17 protein-coding genes are annotated in these 16,727 nt (G+C 69.8%); 6 read left to right on the top strand and 11 right to left on the bottom strand.

Features of this window, described 5'->3' with window-relative positions:
* Window position 1 precedes the first annotated feature (1 nt).
* On the top strand, window positions 2–841 hold the full coding sequence (locus ACWEKR_RS09315) for a DUF72 domain-containing protein (RefSeq protein WP_452354057.1): 840 nt from the start codon (window positions 2–4) through the stop codon (window positions 839–841).
* Window positions 842–894: 53 nt separating this feature from the next.
* Here ACWEKR_RS09315 and ACWEKR_RS09310 read toward each other — a convergent pair whose 3' ends face one another.
* From ACWEKR_RS09310 to ACWEKR_RS09295, 4 genes are all read right to left on the bottom strand, one after another.
* A complete protein-coding gene (locus ACWEKR_RS09310; RefSeq protein ID WP_159842547.1) occupies window positions 895–1,443 on the bottom strand; it encodes a YceI family protein in 549 nt (182 codons plus the stop codon).
* Between the two features lie 70 nt (window positions 1,444–1,513).
* Window positions 1,514–2,119, bottom strand: coding sequence for an FMN reductase (locus ACWEKR_RS09305; protein ID WP_452354056.1), 606 nt, complete (start codon window positions 2,117–2,119; stop codon window positions 1,514–1,516).
* Window positions 2,116–3,210 (bottom strand): LLM class flavin-dependent oxidoreductase, encoded by a 1,095-nt coding sequence (locus tag ACWEKR_RS09300; protein WP_452354055.1) that lies wholly within the window; start codon window positions 3,208–3,210, stop codon window positions 2,116–2,118. Before ACWEKR_RS09300 ends, ACWEKR_RS09305 begins: the two co-directional genes overlap by 4 nt.
* A gap of 102 nt (window positions 3,211–3,312) precedes the next feature.
* A complete protein-coding gene (locus tag ACWEKR_RS09295; protein WP_452354054.1) occupies window positions 3,313–4,560 on the bottom strand; it encodes an alpha/beta hydrolase fold domain-containing protein in 1,248 nt (415 codons plus the stop codon).
* A gap of 183 nt (window positions 4,561–4,743) precedes the next feature.
* Between ACWEKR_RS09295 and ACWEKR_RS09290 the strand changes: the two genes are divergently transcribed.
* The gene (locus ACWEKR_RS09290; protein ID WP_452354053.1) at window positions 4,744–5,280 is read left to right on the top strand and encodes an Rv3235 family protein; all 537 of its coding nucleotides are present in this window, start codon (window positions 4,744–4,746) and stop codon (window positions 5,278–5,280) included.
* Between the two features lie 354 nt (window positions 5,281–5,634).
* On the opposite strand, the gene ACWEKR_RS09285 is transcribed toward ACWEKR_RS09290, so the two are convergent.
* Entirely contained in the window at window positions 5,635–6,540 is a 906-nt protein-coding gene (locus ACWEKR_RS09285) for a cutinase family protein (protein ID WP_452354052.1), read from the bottom strand.
* Between the two features lie 220 nt (window positions 6,541–6,760).
* Complete coding sequence (locus ACWEKR_RS09280) at window positions 6,761–7,360, bottom strand: TetR/AcrR family transcriptional regulator (protein WP_452354051.1); 600 nt, start codon at window positions 7,358–7,360, stop codon at window positions 6,761–6,763.
* A gap of 103 nt (window positions 7,361–7,463) precedes the next feature.
* On the opposite strand from ACWEKR_RS09280, the gene ACWEKR_RS09275 reads away from it, so the two are divergent.
* Window positions 7,464–8,483 (top strand): crotonase/enoyl-CoA hydratase family protein, encoded by a 1,020-nt coding sequence (locus ACWEKR_RS09275; protein ID WP_452354050.1) that lies wholly within the window; start codon window positions 7,464–7,466, stop codon window positions 8,481–8,483.
* Between the two features lie 236 nt (window positions 8,484–8,719).
* Here the strand turns inward: ACWEKR_RS09275 and ACWEKR_RS09270 are convergent, their stop codons facing one another.
* Window positions 8,720–11,287: an MFS transporter gene (locus tag ACWEKR_RS09270; RefSeq protein WP_452354049.1), complete on the bottom strand. Its 2,568-nt coding sequence runs from the start codon at window positions 11,285–11,287 to the stop codon at window positions 8,720–8,722.
* 9 nt (window positions 11,288–11,296) lie between these two features.
* Window positions 11,297–11,794, bottom strand: coding sequence for a MarR family winged helix-turn-helix transcriptional regulator (locus ACWEKR_RS09265; RefSeq protein ID WP_452354048.1), 498 nt, complete (start codon window positions 11,792–11,794; stop codon window positions 11,297–11,299).
* A 134-nt stretch (window positions 11,795–11,928) separates the two neighbouring features.
* On the opposite strand from ACWEKR_RS09265, the gene ACWEKR_RS09260 reads away from it, so the two are divergent.
* The 3 genes from ACWEKR_RS09260 to ACWEKR_RS09250 all read left to right on the top strand — a co-directional run bounded on the left by ACWEKR_RS09260 (window position 11,929) and on the right by ACWEKR_RS09250 (window position 14,153).
* Window positions 11,929–12,741, top strand: coding sequence for an APH(3'') family aminoglycoside O-phosphotransferase (locus tag ACWEKR_RS09260; RefSeq protein ID WP_452354047.1), 813 nt, complete (start codon window positions 11,929–11,931; stop codon window positions 12,739–12,741).
* Between the two features lie 305 nt (window positions 12,742–13,046).
* Window positions 13,047–13,715 (top strand): hypothetical protein, encoded by a 669-nt coding sequence (locus ACWEKR_RS09255; RefSeq protein ID WP_452354046.1) that lies wholly within the window; start codon window positions 13,047–13,049, stop codon window positions 13,713–13,715.
* A 171-nt stretch (window positions 13,716–13,886) separates the two neighbouring features.
* Window positions 13,887–14,153, top strand: a complete 267-nt coding sequence (locus ACWEKR_RS09250) for a hypothetical protein (RefSeq protein ID WP_452354045.1) — start codon at window positions 13,887–13,889, stop codon at window positions 14,151–14,153.
* A 26-nt stretch (window positions 14,154–14,179) separates the two neighbouring features.
* Here the strand turns inward: ACWEKR_RS09250 and ACWEKR_RS09245 are convergent, their stop codons facing one another.
* Genes ACWEKR_RS09245 through ACWEKR_RS09235 form a run of 3 tightly spaced genes read right to left on the bottom strand, consistent with a single transcriptional unit; the run spans window position 14,180 to window position 16,657 of the window.
* The gene (locus ACWEKR_RS09245; protein WP_452354124.1) at window positions 14,180–14,344 is read right to left on the bottom strand and encodes a DUF397 domain-containing protein; all 165 of its coding nucleotides are present in this window, start codon (window positions 14,342–14,344) and stop codon (window positions 14,180–14,182) included.
* A 52-nt stretch (window positions 14,345–14,396) separates the two neighbouring features.
* A complete protein-coding gene (locus tag ACWEKR_RS09240; RefSeq protein WP_452354044.1) occupies window positions 14,397–15,452 on the bottom strand; it encodes a phosphotransferase family protein in 1,056 nt (351 codons plus the stop codon).
* Entirely contained in the window at window positions 15,449–16,657 is a 1,209-nt protein-coding gene (locus ACWEKR_RS09235) for an acyl-CoA dehydrogenase family protein (RefSeq protein ID WP_452354043.1), read from the bottom strand. Before ACWEKR_RS09235 ends, ACWEKR_RS09240 begins: the two co-directional genes overlap by 4 nt.
* Window positions 16,658–16,727: the final 70 nt, after the last annotated feature.

Here is a 16,727-nt window from a genome sequence, read left to right as displayed (position 1 = left end):
CATGCGGCTTCACGTGGGATGTGCGATGTGGACGCACGCGGCTTGGCAGGAACGGCAGCTCGCGCCGGGGGAGCGGTTGCGCTGGTACGCCACGTGGTGCAACGCGGTCGAAGGCAACACCACGTTCTACGCGACGCCGTCGCGGCGCACGGTGGAATCGTGGGCGGCGCAATGCGATCCCGCGTTCCGGTTCGTGCTCAAACTGCCCAGGCCGATCACCCACGAACGCAGGTTGACCGGCGCCGAGGAGGAACTGCGAGCCTTCCTCGCCGCGATGGAGCCGCTCGGGGAGCGCGTCCACGCGCTGTGGGTGCAGTTGCCCGGCTCGTTCGGGCCCACCGATCTCGGTGCGCTGGCCGGTTTCCTGCGGCAGGTGCCGCGCGCCCACCGGATCGCCGTCGAGGTCCGGCATCCGGCGTTCTTCGCCGACGAACAGGCGGCGCGCAGCCTGGAATACGTGCTGTCCAGGGTGGACGCCGAATGGGTCCCCTTCGACACCACCGTGCTTTTCGACGGTCCGCCCACCAGCGCGGCGGAACAAGAGGCGGCGTCGAAGAAGCCCCGGGTGCGGCGCAGGATGCGCGCGCTGACCGAATACCCCATCGTGCGATACCACGGCCGCGACGATGTCCGGCGGACCGTCGCGGGCTGGCAGCCGTGGATCGGCACGGTGGCCGGATGGCTGCGGGAGGGCCGGTCGCCGACGGTGTTCCTGCACACGCCGGACAATGCGGGCTCGCTGGAGCTGGCCCGTCGCTTCCACGACGAGATCCGTGCCCGGCTGCCCGAACTCGACCCGCTGCCCGAGCCCGCCGCGGCCGAGCCGATGACCCTCTTCTGACCGGCATGCCCGCCTCCCGCAGGAACGCTCGGCTCCTGCGGGAGGCGGATCGCTCAGGACTGCAGGCCGACCTCCACCTCCAGGGTGAGGGTGATCTTGTCGCCGATCACCGCGCCGCCGTCGGGCAGCGGCATGTCGATGGTGATGCCGAAGTCGCGGCGGTTGATCACGGTCTTGGCCTCGAAGCCGGCGACCGGTCCCTGACCCATGCCGGGGTTGACGCCGAGGAACTCCACCTCCAGCGAAACCGGCTTGGTGACGCCGCGGATGGTGAATTCGCCGTCCACCACGAAATCGTCGCCGTTCACCCGGAAACCGGTGGACTTGAACGTGGCCACCGGGAACTGCTCGGCCTGGAAGAAGTCGGCGGTGCGCAGATGCGCGTCGCGCTGTTCGTTGTCGGTGGTGACCGAGTCGACCCGGATCTCGGCCTCGGCCGAGGCGCTGCCGTCCTCGCCGATGACCAGCTTGCCGGAGAAGTCGGTGAAGCGGCCGCGCACCTTGCTGACCATCAGGTGGCGTACCGAGAAGCCGAGGGTGGAGTGGGCGGGGTCGATGGCCCAGGTGCCCGCGGTCAGAGCGTTGGCGGTTCCGGTCGTCATGGATGTCTCCTCAGGTAGTTGAGAGTTGAACTAATTGGTTGTGGGTAGAGCCGGGGTTTTCGGGAGAAGGTCAGTGGGTGCCGAGCAGCTGTGCGAACGGTACCGGGTCGTCGTACGGATCGGCGGCACGCGTGCGCGGTGTGTTGGTCAGCATGGCGGCGAACTCCGCTGCGGCGCGGTCGATCCGGACGCTGAGACCCTCCGTCGCCACGGACGCCCAGTCTTCCGACGCCGCGTAGACGGCGGTGGGCGCCACCACCGCGCGCAGGTAGCTGAACATCGGGCGCAGGGCGTGCTCCAGCGCGAGGGAATGGCGCGCCGAGCCGCCGGTGGCGCCGAGCAGCACCGGCAACCCGGCCAGCGATTCCGGTTCCAGCACGTCGAAGAACGTCTTGAACAGGCCGCTGTAGGAGGCGTTGAAGATCGGCGTGACGGCGATCAGGCCGTCGGCGCCGGTCACGCGATCGATCGTCGCGCGCAGCCCGCCCGGCGCGAATCCGGTCAGCAGGTTGTCGGCCAGATCGCGGGCGTGCTCGCGCACTTCCACCACGTCGAATGTCACGTCCCCGGCGTGTGCGGACAGTGCCGCGCCGCTGGCGGCGGCCAGCCGATCGGCGAGCAGCCGGGTCGACGACGGCTGCGACAGGCCCGCGGAGACGACGGCGATGCGGGTCATCGGGTGGCCTCCAGGGCGGCGTCGCGGGCGGCGACCAGGCTCGCGTGCGTCGGCGCGTCCGGCACCTGGGCCGGGCGTCCGGCCGCGAACTCCTTGCGCAGCACCGGGACCACTTCCTCGCCGAGCAGATCCAGTTGCTCGAGCACGGTCTTCAACGGAAGGCCCGCGTGATCCATCAGGAACAGCTGGCGCTGGTAGTCGCCGAACGACTCGCGGAAGGTGAGCGTCTTGTCGATGACCTCCTGCGGACTGCCCACGGTGAGCGGCGTCTGTTCGGTGAACTCCTCCAGCGACGGGCCGTGGCCGTACACCGGCGCGTTGTCGAAGTAGGGCCGGAATTCGCGCACCGCGTCCTGGGAGTTCTTGCGGATGAAAACCTGCCCGCCCAGGCCGACGATCGCCTGGTCGGCGGAGCCGTGACCGTAGTGCTCGTAGCGCTGCCGATACAGTGCGATCAGTCGCTGGAAGTGCTCCTTCGGCCAGAAGATGTTGTTGGCGAAGAATCCGTCGCCGTAGTAGGCGGCCTGCTCGGCGATCTCGGGGCTGCGGATCGAGCCGTGCCAGACGAACGGCGGCACGTCGTCCAGCGGGCGCGGCGTCGAGGTGAACGACTGCAGCGGCGTGCGGAACTTGCCCTCCCAGTCGAGCACGTCTTCGCGCCAGAGCCGGTGCAGCAGGTGGTAGTTCTCGATCGCCAGCGGGATGCCGTCGCGGATGTCCTTGCCGAACCAGGGGTATACCGGCCCGGTGTTGCCGCGGCCGAGCATCAGGTCCACCCGTCCGTCCGCCAGGTGCTGCAGCATGGCGAAGTCCTCGGCGATCTTCACCGGATCGTTCGTGGTGATCAGCGTCGTCGCGGTGGAGAGCTGGAGTCGCTCGGTCTGCGCCGCGATGTAGCCGAGCATCGTCGTCGGCGACGACGGCACGAACGGCCGGTTGTGGTGCTCGCCCGTGGCGAACACGTCCAGCCCGACTTCCTCGGCCTTGCGCGCGATCGTCACCATCGCCTTGATGCGCTCGTGCTCACTGGGCGTCCGGCCGGTCGTGGGGTCGGTCGTCACATCGCCGACCGTGAAGATTCCGAACTGCACGACGCCTCCTTCGTTCTCAGTCTGACTCAATTTGGTGGATATGGCAACCAATGGAACGGGATGTGGTGGGCGGGTATTCCCGGCGCGGCGATGTGGCGTCGGTTACGCCAGGTACTCCGCCAGCCAGGTGCGGGTGAGTTCGCGGGTGACCTGCGCGCCGGTGTCCAATTCGGTGGTGCCGAAGGCGTGCTCCAGGAAGGGCAGCTCGACGTAGCGCTGCGGAACGCGCGCCGTTTCCAGCGCGGCGGCGTAGGCCGCGGTGTGCTGCGCGAGCACGAGGTGATCGCTCGCTCCCTGGATCAGCAAAGTAGCCGGGGAGTCGACGGTGACGTGCGGAGCGGAGCTCGTCGCGGCGTAACGGCCGGGGTACTGCTCGGGCGTTCCGCCCAGGTATTGCCGCGCCGCGTCGACGCCGAGCGCGGTCTCGGTGCCCGACGCGGCCAGGTCCACCGCCGGGTACAGCGCGATCGCCGCCCGTACCTTCGGCAGCTCCGCGGCGCTGCCGCAGCTGGGCCGCAGGGCGCCCGCGTTGCTCTTGTTCGCGACGTTGACGGCCAGATTGCCGCCCGCCGATTCGCCGAACGTGGCGACCCGGCGCATATCCCAGTGGTATCGCTGCGCGTTCGCGGCGGCCCAGGTCAGCGCGCAGGCGATGTCGGCGTCCGCCGTGTCCCAGTGGTGGTCGGCCGTGCTGGAGAGGCGGTAGTCCACGTCGAGCACGGCGTATCCGTTGCCGGCCAGCCAGGTCGTGTAGGCGTCGGTGCCGCGGCTGCCCCCGACGAACGCGCCGCCGTGAATGCTCACCACCAGCGGCGCCGGTACCGGCCCCGGAGCGGGCAAGTACAGATCCGCCTGGATCGGCTGCCCGTCGAAGGTGGCGTAGGTGACGGTCTCGTCGGGGGCATCGCCGACGGTGCTGAACGGGACGGTCGGGGCGAACGGAATCCAGACGCCGGCCGCGTCACGCGCCGCGAACACCAGCGTCGCGCCGGTCACGACGGACAGGACGAGACCGGCGACGGCCACGCCCGTCACCGTGCCCGCCAGGCGCCGCCCCCGCTCGGCGGAGCGCAACGCCGTTACCGCGAGCCCGGTCGCGAGCACCGCCAGCACCATGTTCCAAGAGCCGAGCGCGTCCCGGACCGCGCCCAGCAAGAGCACGGCCGACTGGACGAACGCGTTCCGCAGCAACGGCATCGTCCAGGAAACCGGCAGGATCGCGAGCAGTTGAGCGAGGGCGAGATACGCGGCGAGCGCGCCGGCGAGCGCGAGCAGCCCGGCGCGGGCGACGCGACGCGGGATCGCGGACTCTTCGGGCACGGTCGTCTCCGCTCCTCGCTCGTCGGTCATCCAGGTCTCCGTTGCCGGGCCGGAGTTTGCCGCCTCCAACATAGGTCGGTCTTCGTGCCCGCCCGATTCCGGTGGCGGCGCGTCCGGACGGAATCGGGTAGCCGACTACCCGCGACTTCCGTCGGCGTGTCCGCAGAATCGGTCGGCACAGGGCTTCGGCCACCGGATTTCGAAGGGACGTGCATGACTGGTTATCGGGAGTGGTTGACCCCTGCTCCGAATCCGGAGCCGCCGTTGGACAGCCGCAGGCGCGCCGAGGCGGCGCGCGATCCGGCGCCCGCTCGGGCACTTCCGTGCCGCACGCGGCCGCACGCGGCTTCCGGTCGGTCGAGTGCCGGGATACGCAGCGTGGTGCGCCGCAGCCATGCGTCCACCGCACCTGCGGGGGAGGAAACACGCTCGGCGGCGCGCCGGTTCGCCGAATCGGCGGTGCGGATCGTCCTGGAAGTGCTCGACCGCAGGAGACCCCTGCCGCACCTGGCGACTGTCGCCGACGCCACGGTCGTCGCCGCCGCGCGCACGTTGATCAGGGCCGATCTCGTGCCCGGCCGCAACCTCGGCGTCGCGGCGCCGATCCGGGTGAGCGTGGTCCTGGTGAACGACAAGACCGCCGAGGTCTTCGCCACCTACGGCCGGGGCGAGCGTCGTTTCGCGTTGGCGGCGCGCATCGTGCGAACCCGGTCGGCGGGCTGGCGGCTGACGGCGCTGCGCCTCCGATGACCCGATAGGGGAATGTCTTCGGCGGCCCAGGCGGATACCGTTGCGGCCGGTATGCGTCGGCCGCCCGTTCTCGGGGACGGTGCGCCGCGGGTCGGCGTCGGCAGGCCGGTGCGGCTCGCGGACGCGCCGGATGGCGGCTGCGGATCACCGAACTCGCGGACGCGCTCCACGCCTCCGAGAGCGGGCACGCATCAGGTGACGCCGCTGGAGAAGGCTGGTCCGCGAGGCATTGCCCGGCCGACGTGCGCGGCGTGATCGCGGCCGCGCCCGGCCATGTCGGGAGTGTGCGCCGCGTTCTCGTCGACGCGCTCACCCGCCGCCCAGCGGGATGCCGACGGCGCTGGGCCGGCCGGCTCAGGCCAGTGACGCCAGCCAGTCGCGCATCCACGACAGCGCGGTCGCTCCGCCGCCGACGGGATAGCTGCCGTAGGCGGTGTGCGCTTCGGAGCGGTAGAACTCGTCCAGCAGCCGGGCGCGTTCCTGGTTGGCCGACTCCGACAGCTGGCTCTGCAACACGGGGATGCCACCGTTGGACATCAGATCACCGACGATGGCGCCCATTTCGAGCTGGTAGCGCCAGAGATTGGCCGGGTCGGGGTGGGAGGTCTGCGCCAGGAAACCGGCGAAGCGGGTGATGAAATCGTCGGAGGCCGTGGAGCAGTACAGATCGCCGATCGCGCAGATGGTGCGGGTCTGCGGGGTGAGGAAGCCGAAGCCGCCGATGCGGGGACCGCCCGCGCCCGCGCCGCCCACCGCGGGACCGACGAGCGCGTCGGTGGGGGAGCGGCGCGGGTCGGAGATCAGCCCGACCGCGGCGATCCGGTGCGGCGGCACGACGCCGATTCCGGTGCCGATCTCGGCGGCCAGATCACCGGCGGCGTCCGCGCCCTGGCTGTAGCCGAGCAGTGCGATCTTGGTCGCGCCGCACTCCCTGGCCATCGCGCCGATCATGCCGCGCGCGTTGTCCACGGCCTCCCGCTTCGAGGCGCCGTAAACTTCGCTCTCCCAGGGGAATGCGGTCGCCGCGTAGCTGACGTAGTCGACCCGGACCGAGGACGGCAGCCCGCTGGTGACTCCGGCCAGCATGCCGGGGCCGGGGCGCTCGTCCGGCCGGCCGGTGGTCTCCCATGTTCCAGGGATCGCCACGACGTACATGCTCGGGCAATCCGGTGCGGCGACAGCGGGCCCGCTGCCCGGTCCTACGCACGACAGCGCCATCGCCGTGAAACCGATGGCCGCAGAGATCCACTTCGATCGCATGGCGTTTGCTCCTGGTGATACAGGCGCCGCAGGCGCTCCCCGGCAGGATCGGCCTCCGCCGGCGCCGTGCGGTGGTCGAACCCGGCCCCGTCGAAGGCTGCATTGAGACTCGATGGTCTCAAAGTGCAGCCAGGATAACGACAGTGTGGGAGGCGGCACAATCTGCGGTGGAAGTGACACGTATCACAGTTGATTTGGCCCCGTCGGCGCCCGTCGATTGCTAGGAGTCCGGCGCTAAAAGAACTGTCATGGCCTCCGCCCATCGGCTGATGGTTGCCGCAGCGGCGCGTTCGGAGTTTCGCAGCGGGCGCGACATCGCCGTGCCGCGCAGTATCGCGATGGTCAGGTCGCGGACATCCGGATAGCGCGGATGGGCGACGATGTCCGGGCCGAACAGCGCGTCCACCACACGCCGCAGGTCCCGCCCGGCTTTTCGTTCGGCCGTCCGCAACGCCTCGGCAAGCGCAGGATCGGTCCGCGCCGCCGCCCACAACTCGAACTCGGCTTGTGCCGCCGGTCGCGCCATCGACTCGTAGAGGGCGGTCAGGGCGCGCAGCACCGGATCGGCTCCGTGGTCGAGCCCGGCCGCGGCCTCGCGGACAGCCGCCTCGTTGCGAGCGACCAGATGCCCGACCAGTTCGCCGATCAACGCGCCCAAGGTCGGGAAGTGATGCAACAGCGCCCCGCGGCTGACCTCCGCTGCGCGCTGGACGGCCAGGGTCGACAGTGCCCGGTGGCCGTGCTCGGCCAGTAGATCGGCGGCGGCGTCGAGGATGCGGACACGGGTCGCGCGTTTGCGCTCCTGGCGTACTCCGGCCATTCCGGCTCCTCCCGTCGGCGTGACATTTTCACAGTCAGTATTGACTGTCAAATGGCCGGTGCGCCAGACTGCCGAGACCGGGTCCAGCGTCGAAGGGAAAGCGATGACCGACAGTGACATCCAGACTGGTGGCGGCGCGGGCGCGTGGTATCGCGGGTGGACCGAGACGCCGGACTCCCCGTGGAACGGACGCCCCGCCCCGCAGGACGCGCGCGAATACCGGACGCTGACCTACGAGCGGGACGGCCGCATCGCGCGCATCACCTTCGACCGGCCGGAGAAGGGCAACGCGATCACCCCCGACACCCCGCTCGATCTGGCGCACGCGGTCGAACGCGCGGACCTGGATCCGCGCGTGCACGTGATCCTGTTGTCCGGGCGCGGCAAGGGCTTCTGCGGCGGATACGACCTGAGCATGTTCGCCGAACAGAGTTTCGCGGCCGCGGGCGGTTCCGGCGACGTGGCCGGGACGGTCGTCGATCCGGTGGTGCAGGGCCGCAATCACGATCCGGCGCGGACCTGGGACCCGATGATCGACTACGCCATGATGAGCCGGTTCAACCGGGGTTTCGCCAGCCTGATGCAGGCGAACAAGCCCACCGTGGCCAAGCTGCACGGATTCGCCGTAGCGGGCGGCAGCGACATCGCCCTGTTCGCCGATCAGATCATCTGCGCCGACGACACCAAGATCGGCTACCCGCCCACCCGGGTCTGGGGCGTCCCGGCGGCGGGCATGTGGGCGCATCGCCTCGGTGACCAGCGCGCCAAGCGGCTGCTGTTCACCGGCGACTGTCTCACCGGAAGGCAGGCGGTGGAATGGGGGCTGGCGATCGAATCGTGGCCCGCCGACGAACTCGACGCCCGCACCGAGGAATTCGTCGCGCGGATCGCGCGCATGCCGGTCAACCAGCTGATGATGGCCAAGCTGGCGCTCAACTCGGCGCTGTACGCCCAAGGCGTGGCCAATTCGGGCATGATCAGCACCGTCTTCGACGGCATCGCCCGGCACACCCGAGAGGGTTACGACTTCCAGACGCGAGCCGCCACCGCGGGTTTCCGCGAAGCCGTCCGGGAGCGCGACGAACCGTTCGGCGATCACAAGCGGCCTCGGGCGCAGGAGTGAACCACGGTTGAGGTAGTCCACGAACTGGCGGGCCATGCCGATGCGTCAGGGGCCGCGCAGGCGGGGACGGCCACCACCACAGCGCTGCGGTGCGTTCCGGTTGCGAAGCGTCCGTGTGGCGTGGACTGCCGCCGCTGCGCTCTGCGGCGCCCATTCCGGCGATCAACGAGGGCCGGGAAACGGCAGGGGGCGGTGGTCCGAATACCACCGCCCCTGGCGAGCGTTCCGCAACCGCGTCAGCGAGCGGGCGGAATATTCTCGGCCGCCTCGTCCTCGATTTCGTAGCTCAGCCGCACGTCGTGGGCGATCTCGCCCCCGCTGACCGTGACCCGGCTCGTCACCGCCGGGTAGCCGCGCGCCACGACCGTGTAGTCGCCTTCGGCGAGATCCGCGACGACGTAACGGCCGTTCTCGTCGGTGCGCGTGGTGGCCGTCAGCGCGCCCGCCGCGTCGAGCACGCTGATCTGCGCGTCCGCGATCGCCCGGCCGCCGTCCGACCACGCCGACCCGGCCAGCACCGCCATCGGCGTGAGCTCGATGTCGTGCCGCAGCAGCCCGCTGTCCGGTACGGTGAGCGCGGCCGCGCTGGGACGCATGTGCTCGGCGACCGCCACGACCGTGTACGTCCCCGGCACCACACCGTGGCAGACGTAGGCGCCGTCGGCCGCCGCGGTCGCGGATCCGACGACCTCGCCGTCCAGATCGGTCAGCGTGATGGTCGCCCCCGGCAGCGGCTCGCCGAGGGTGCTCGACCGGACCACGCCGGACACCTCGCCGGAGCCGAGCAAGGTGACGTCGAACTGCTGCGGCCGGTCCCCGACGGCCACGTTGACCGCGGCGGGCTGATGACCCGCGGCCGACACGATCAGCACGTAACTGCCCGCGTCGGGCGCGGTGACGAGATAACTGCCGTCCGCGCCGCCGCTGGTCCGCGCGGCTTGCCGCCCGTGCTGGTCGATCAGCGTGAGCGCGGCGGCGGGCACCGGCCTGCCGTCCTCGCGGTGCACGTAGCCGCCGAGGGAACGGCCGTCGTGCTCGGCGCCGTCGAAGCTCGCCCGGGGCTCGCGCCGGTATGCGCCGTTGCTTGCCGGATCGCCCGAGGCGTAACCGCCCGCGGCCGCGGCGAGTACCGGTTCCGGCTCCGACAGCGCCTGCGCGGCGCCCTCCCAGACCTGATCCGCCTCCCAGTGCGACTCGGCGGCTTCGGTCTGGTCGACCGGTGCCTGCGCGGTGGGCGCCGGAACGTCCTGCAGCGGAATCTCCTTCATGAACATCAGCACCACACAGGCCAGCAGCGCGACCCCGGCCGCCGCGTAGAACACGCCGTGCATCGAGTCGGTGAAGCCGGTGAGGATCGGCACCTTCAGCTCGTCGGGGAGCGCGGCGATGCCGCTGGTGTTCGACTGCATGCCGCTGAGCTGGTCGGCGTCGAACCCGGGCGGCAGCGCGCCGCCGAACGCGTCGATGATCCGGTGCGGCAGCAAGTTGAACAGGATGGTCAGGAACACCGCGACGCCGAGCGTGCCGCCCATCTGCCGGAAGAACGTGGCCGACGCGGTGGAAACGCCCATGTCCGAGCGCGGTCCGGCGTTCTGCGCGGCGATGATCAGCGTCTGCATGCAACAGCCGAGCCCGAGCCCGATCACCGCGCCGATCGCCAGCGGCTGCCACAGCGGGCTGTCGTATTCCACCTGTGCGTACAGAGCCGCGCCGACGGCGACGATGAACGTGCCCGCCACCGGCAGGATCTTGTAGCGCCCCGTCCGCTTGGTGATCCGCCCGGCCGCCTGCGAGCCGACGGTGATGCCGAGTACCAGCGGCAACATGAGCAGACCGGCCTTCGTCGGCGAGTAGCCGCGCACGACCTGGAAGTACTGCGGAACCATGGTGATCGCGCCGAACATCGCCACACCGACGATGAACCCGCCCGCGATGGTGACGCTGAAGGTCGAGTTCCGGAACAGCCGCAAGGGAATCAGCGCGGAGTCCTTCATCAGGAACTCGACCAGGACGAACAGCACCAGGCCCGCGGCCCCGATGCCGTAGCAGAGCAGCGACTTCTCCGACGACCAGCCCCAGTGGCGTCCCTGTTCGGCGACGATCAGCAGCGGCACCACACAGATCGTCAGCGTCAGCGCGCCGAACCAGTCGATGCGGTGCCGCTGGCGCTGGTGCGGCACGTTGAGCACCTTGGCCACCACGAGCAGGGCCAGCAGGCCGACCGGGACGTTCACCAGGAACACCCACCGCCAACCTTCGATGCCGCCGAGTTCTTCGTAGTCGGAGAAGAAGCCGCCCAGCACCGGGCCGAGCACCGTCGCGGTGCCGAACACCATCATGAAGTAGCCCTGGTACCGCACCCGTTCCCGGACCGGGACGATGTCACCGATGATGGTGAACGCCAACGACATCAGCCCGCCCGCGCCCAAGCCCTGGAACGCGCGGAACGCGGCGAGCTGATACATCGAGCCAGCGAAGGTGCACGCGACCGAGCCGATGACGAACAGGCCGATCGCGGTGAGGTAGAACGGCTTACGGCCGTAGATATCGGCCAGTTTGCCGTACAGCGGCGTGGTGATCGTCGCGGTGATCAGGTAAGCGGTGGTCGCCCACGCCTGTTCGTCGAAACCGTGCAAACTGTTGGCGATCTTGACGATCGCGACGCTGACGATGTTCTGGTCGAGCGCGGCCAGGAACATGCCGAGCAGCAAGCCGGACAGGATGGTCAGGATCTGCCGGTGCGACAGTGACGTGTCCGCGCCTGGGTCCGGGTTCCGCGGAGCCCGGGTGGTGGAAGTCGTCATGGATGAGCCCTATTTCGGATCGGCTGGGTGTCGGGGAGTGGTCTCTATTCCTGCGGTGAGCCGGTCGAGCAGTGTGGTCAGGGTGTCGCGGTCCGATGCGGGCCAGTCGGCCAGGATGTCGGCCAGCCACCGGTTGCGCAGCGCCCGGTTCTCCTCGAAGACGCGTACGCCTTCCGCGGTGGCCGCCAGCACGCACGCGCGGCCGTCGACCGGGTCGGCCCGGCGTTCGACCAGGCCGTGCGCCACGAGCGATCTGCTCTGCCTGCTGATGGTGGACGCCTCGGCGTGCAGCAATTCGGCGAGCCTGCCCGCGCGCTGCGGCCCCTCGTGCACCAGGCAGAACAGCACGGAGTAGGCGAGTCGTTCCAGTCCGTCCGGACCGGGCCTGGTCGGCAGCCACCTCGCCCGGTTCACCGCGCGCATGAACCGGACCAGCCGCTGACCGAGTTCGTCGGCGGCCGCGAGTTCGGTCTCCGTGACCTGGCGCTCGCGGGCGGTTGCGGACATGACACTCACCTCGACGTTCCCCACCGGCAGATTTGATTAGCAAGTACAACTAGTTGCTTTTGGCAACTATACATCCGGGTTGCCCGCGATCTGCGGGGTGGGGCGCGCGCGGTTGCGTTGCTACCGTCGACGGCGTGTCCGAGTCGCTTGTCCGCTTCCGTGCCGCCCTGCCGTCCGACCGCCGATGGGAACCGGTCGGCAACGGGGAGTCCGGCGCCGAGGTGTTCCGGTCCGCCGACGGCTCGCGCTACGCCAAGTGCGTCGACCCCGGCCGGGCTGCCGACCTCGCGCTGGAACGGGACAAGGTCGTCTGGCTCGACAGTCACGAGATCCCCGGTCCCCGAGTGCTGGACTGGCGGACCGATGCCGACGGCGGCGCCTGCTTGGTCACCAGTGCCGTCCCCGGCATCGCCGCGGACGCCGTTCCCGTACAAGCACTTTCCAGTGCATGGGCGTCCATCGCGGAGACGGTGCGTCGCTTGCACGAGGTGCCCGTCGAGGAATGCCCGTTCGATCGCGGTTTGGCGCGGATGTTCGCGATCGCCCAGGACGTGGTGGTGCGCGGTGCGGTCCACACCGAGTTCCTCCCGGAGGAACAGCAGGACACTCCGCCCACCGTCCTGCTCACCAGGCTGGCCACCGAATTGGGACAGAGGATGACGCAGGAATCCGCCGAAGCCGTGGTGTGCCACGGCGATCTGTGCCTGCCCAACATCATTCTCGATCCGGATACGCACACTGTCGCCGGATTCGTCGACCTCGGGCGTCTCGGCGTCGCCGACCCGTACGCCGATATCGCTCTGCTACTGGCCAATGCCCGGGAATCATGGCAGGACGAGCGGCGCGCCGAAGCCGCCGACCGCGCCTTCGCCGATCGCTACGGCATCGCACTGGACGTCGCGCGTCAGCGGTTCTTCCTCCATCTGGATCCACTCACCTGGGGTTAGCTCGGCTGCGTCCCGGGTTCGATTCAGGACGGCGGTGCCGTAGGCCGCCACAGGGTGCACGCGTTCTCGTCGCAGTCGAAGCGCATCCCGATGGCCGCGGGCGGCCCGGAACCGCACCGACCACCCGGTCCGGACACGCCGGTATCCCGTACTCCCGGCGTCGCCGCGCCGTAGTTCGGCCTTGCCTGTTGAGCATTCGACCGACAGAATCCCCAGAGATATGCAATGTTGTTATTGCGCAACGGCATTGAGAGGGAACCCACGGTGGCCGAGTAGGCACCGGTAAAAGGGGGTGCGGCGAGATCATGTCGTCGAACACGTCCGAGCCCGGCGGCCGACGCGCCCGCCCAGGCCAGGTCCGGGTCGGACGCGTGCCCAGCTGGCCGGGGATGATCTCCGCCCAGGACCCGCCGCCTGCACGGGACCGGCATCGGGCGGTCCGCCCCCGGCGTCGCGCCCGGCGCGGCGCACGCCGGGCATGGCTGGTCGGGGGCGCCGGGCTGGCCGCCTCGCTCGCCGCCGCCGCGCTGGTGCTGGTCTACACGGACGCGGCCTCGGCGCCGCGGCAATCGGCCACCGTGGCGGACCCGGTGCTCGGCGGCGGTCCCGGCTGCGAGCCGACGCGCGGCACACAGCTGGTACGCGGCAACGGAACCGGCTCGACCGCCTCGGGGCCGGACGTGATCCTCGCCTTCCAGCACGCCTACTACGTGACCCGGTCGGGCGCGGTCGCGCGATCGCTGACGGTGCCGGACGCCGCGGTGCCGCCGGTCGCGGTGATCGACGCGGGTATCGCCTCGGTCCCCACGGGGACGCAACACTGCGTCATGATCACTGCCATGCTCGACGGACGCTACGACGTGGTCATCACCGAGCTGCGCCCGGAGGCCGCCGCCCGCACCTACCGCCAGTTCGTCACGGTGGCCGCCACCGACGGCGAAGCCGCCATCGTCAAGATCGCCCCACCGAACTGACGGAGCCGCCGAACCCACCGCCCGGGCGTGCCGGCTTTCGCTACGATGCCACTGCCGGGGCGGTCGATCGGCGCGAAATGCTCTGCATAGGCGCTCGATTCAGGGGAGGTCGTCGGTGGTGTTCGCGCCGCCGAGGATTCCACCGGACTGTTCTGCGCACCGTCCTACACGGTGCGCCGGTCGGTGCAGGCCGGTCTGCTCGACGGACAGATCGATCCGCTGCGCAGCGCCCCGGCGCTGTTGGCGCAGGGATGGACGGTCGTGGTGCCGGATCATCAAGGGCCGAACGCGGCCTTCGACCATTCGAACGAACACCTGACCCTCAATACGCTCGCCGAGAGCAGTGTGATCGCCTGGCTGCGCGAACGGTTCGCCGGAGTGCCGGTGGACGACAACTGCACCATTACCGATGTCGGTTCCATCGCACCGGGGCGATGACAAACGGCCGATGCCGGGCGATGCGACTACGGCCGGTCGAACGCGCCGTCCGTGACAACGGCGGTGACCGCATCCCACTGACCGGGCGTGAAGACCAGCGCCGGCCCGGTCGGGTTCTTGGAGTCCCGCACGCCGATCATTGTCCCGTCGAGGTGCGCGACCTCCACACAGTCGTTGCCGCCGCCCGCTATGGCTGCTCCACCGGTCGGTGGAGAAGATCCGGCTGCGTATCGAGAACGAACCTCAGGTCAGCCCGGCGACCTTCCGGCAGCGCCATTCCAGGTAGTTGATCAGCATCCAGAAATCCTTGAACGCCGGATTCGTGGTCTGTCCGTGGTGGTAGCGATAATAGATCTGCTGGGCGATGACGGCGAGGCGGAACAATCCGAAGACCTCGTAGAACGGCCAGTTCTCCGCCGAGCGGCCGGTGCGTGCGCAGTAGTGTTCGACGATCTGCGCGCGGGTCAGCATGCCGGGCAGGTGACTGGGCTGACGGCGGGAGGCCCGCATGACCTCGTCGTCGTCCGCCTGCACCCAGTAGGCCAGGGCCCCACCGAGATCCATCAGCGGATCGCCCAGCGTCGCCATCTCCCAATCGAGCACGCCGACGATCGCGCCCGAGCCCGACGGGTCCAGTACCAGATTGTCCAGGCGGAAGTCGTTGTGGATGACGGTGGTGGCGACGTCCGCGGGCTGGTTGGCGTCCAGCCAGGTCATCACCGCGGCGAAATCGCCCACGTTGTCGGTGCGGGCGTTCACGAAGCGCCGTGACCAGCCCGCTACCTGGCGGCCCACATAGCCCGCACCCCGGCCGATTTCGGTGAGCCCGGCGGCGACGGGGTCCACCTGGTGCAATTCGATCAGGCAGTCGACCGCCGCGGTGGACAAGCGTCGCGCCCGGTCCGGGGACAGGCTGGTGCCCTCGGGCAGGTCACCCCGCAGGATCGTGCCCGCCACCCGCTCCATCACATAGAATTCGCTGCCGATCACCTCGGGATCGGCGCACCGTGCCACCATCCGCGGCACGTAGCGATAGTGCGGACGCAGCCGCTGTTGCACCAGGAACTCGCGGCCCATGTCGTGCGCGGACGCCGCTTTGGTGCCGCCCGGCGGGCGGCGCAGGATCAGGTCGCGATCCGGGTAACGCAGCAGGTACGTCAGATTGGATGCACCTCCGGAGAACTGGCGCACCTCGGGCGGCTCGCTCAGACCCGGTACCTGCTCGGCGAGCCAAGCGTGCATCGCCGCGACGTCGAAGGCGTCCTCCGCGCGGACCGCGGCGGCGTCCGGAGCGTTCACCGGTCGGTTCCGTATTTGCGCAGCTCCTGGCGGGCGATCACGCCCAGGTGCACCTCGTCGGGGCCGTCGGCGAAGCGCAGTGAGCGAATGCCGGCGAACGCGCGCGCCAGCGGGAAATCGTCGGAAAGCCCGGCGCCGCCGTGTAATTGGATCGCCATGTCGAGCACTTCCTGGGTCATCCGCGGCACGACCGCCTTGATCTGCGAGACCTCGCTGCGCGCGCCGGCCAGGCCCTTGGTGTCCAGCAACCAGGCGGTGCGCAGGACGAGCAGCCGCGCCTGGTCGATCGCGACGCGCGCGTTGGCGATGCGCTCGCGGTTCCCGCCGAGGTTGGCCAGCGGCTTGCCGAACGCCGTGCGGGACAGGGCACGGCGGCAGGCCAGTTCCAGTGCGCGCTCGGCCAGGCCGATGGCGCGCATGCAGTGGTGGATGCGGCCGGGGCCGAGGCGGCCCTGGGCGATCTCGAACCCCCGTCCCGGCCCGGCGATCACGGCGTCCAGCGGAAGGCGCACGTCGGTGAAGGTGACTTCACCGTGGCCGAAGGGTTCGTCCAGGTAGCCGAAGGTGGTGAGCATCCGTTCGATCCGCACGCCGGGCGTGTCCAGCGGGACCAGCACCATGGAGTGCCGCTGATACGGGTGCGCCGCCGGGTCGGTCAGGCCCATGAAGATGACGAACTTGCAGTTGGGGTGGCCGATGCCGGTGCTCCACCACTTGCGGCCGTTCAGCACGATCTCCTCGCCGTCCACCACGGCGGTCGCGGCCATGTTGGTCGCGTCCGAGGAGGCGACCTCGGGCTCGGTCATACAGAACGCCGAGCGGATCGTGCCGTCCAGCAGCGGCCGCAGCCACTGCTCCCGCTGCTCGATGCTGCCGTAGTGCAGCAGCACCTCGGCGTTGCCGGTGTCGGGCGCGTTGCAGTTGAACACTTCCGGCGCCCACCCGGAGCTGCCCATCGCCTCTGCCATCGGGGCGTAGTCGACGTTGCTCAGTCCCGCACCGAGCTCGGGATCGGGCAGGAAGAGGTTCCACAGCCCCGCCGCCCGCGCCTTCTGCTTGAGCTCTTCGACCACCGAGGGGACCGCCCAGGGCGATTCCCGCAAGGCAGCCGCGTGCTCCTCGTCGCGCGGCTCGATCTCGTCGCGCACGAACTGCCGCACCTGATCGGTGAGACGGACGGCTCGGTCGGAATGTGTGAAGTCCATACCCATCCTCGAGGCTCGCCGAGCATTGCTCAACTTCCGGTCGGGTCATTGGTAGCATATTATTGAGCAT

The sequence above is a fragment of the Nocardia sp. NPDC004573 genome (assembly GCF_053602135.1).
Note: the sequence above shows the minus strand (reverse complement) of the source record. Positions and strands in the feature narration are given on the sequence as shown.

What these genes read in the sequence shown, in the direction of transcription:
- ACWEKR_RS09315 (WP_452354057.1), top strand. Translation starts at nt 2, where the DNA reads ATGCGGCTTCACGTGGGATGTGCGATGTGGACGCACGCGGCTTGGCAG.
- ACWEKR_RS09310 (WP_159842547.1), bottom strand. Translation starts at nt 1,443, where the DNA reads ATGACGACCGGAACCGCCAACGCTCTGACCGCGGGCACCTGGGCCATC.
- ACWEKR_RS09305 (WP_452354056.1), bottom strand. Translation starts at nt 2,119, where the DNA reads ATGACCCGCATCGCCGTCGTCTCCGCGGGCCTGTCGCAGCCGTCGTCG.
- ACWEKR_RS09295 (WP_452354054.1), bottom strand. Translation starts at nt 4,560, where the DNA reads ATGACCGACGAGCGAGGAGCGGAGACGACCGTGCCCGAAGAGTCCGCG.
- ACWEKR_RS09290 (WP_452354053.1), top strand. Translation starts at nt 4,744, where the DNA reads ATGACTGGTTATCGGGAGTGGTTGACCCCTGCTCCGAATCCGGAGCCG.
- ACWEKR_RS09285 (WP_452354052.1), bottom strand. Translation starts at nt 6,540, where the DNA reads ATGCGATCGAAGTGGATCTCTGCGGCCATCGGTTTCACGGCGATGGCG.
- ACWEKR_RS09280 (WP_452354051.1), bottom strand. Translation starts at nt 7,360, where the DNA reads ATGGCCGGAGTACGCCAGGAGCGCAAACGCGCGACCCGTGTCCGCATC.
- ACWEKR_RS09275 (WP_452354050.1), top strand. Translation starts at nt 7,464, where the DNA reads ATGACCGACAGTGACATCCAGACTGGTGGCGGCGCGGGCGCGTGGTAT.
- ACWEKR_RS09270 (WP_452354049.1), bottom strand. Translation starts at nt 11,287, where the DNA reads ATGACGACTTCCACCACCCGGGCTCCGCGGAACCCGGACCCAGGCGCG.
- ACWEKR_RS09265 (WP_452354048.1), bottom strand. Translation starts at nt 11,794, where the DNA reads ATGTCCGCAACCGCCCGCGAGCGCCAGGTCACGGAGACCGAACTCGCG.
- ACWEKR_RS09255 (WP_452354046.1), top strand. Translation starts at nt 13,047, where the DNA reads ATGTCGTCGAACACGTCCGAGCCCGGCGGCCGACGCGCCCGCCCAGGC.
- ACWEKR_RS09235 (WP_452354043.1), bottom strand. Translation starts at nt 16,657, where the DNA reads ATGGACTTCACACATTCCGACCGAGCCGTCCGTCTCACCGATCAGGTG.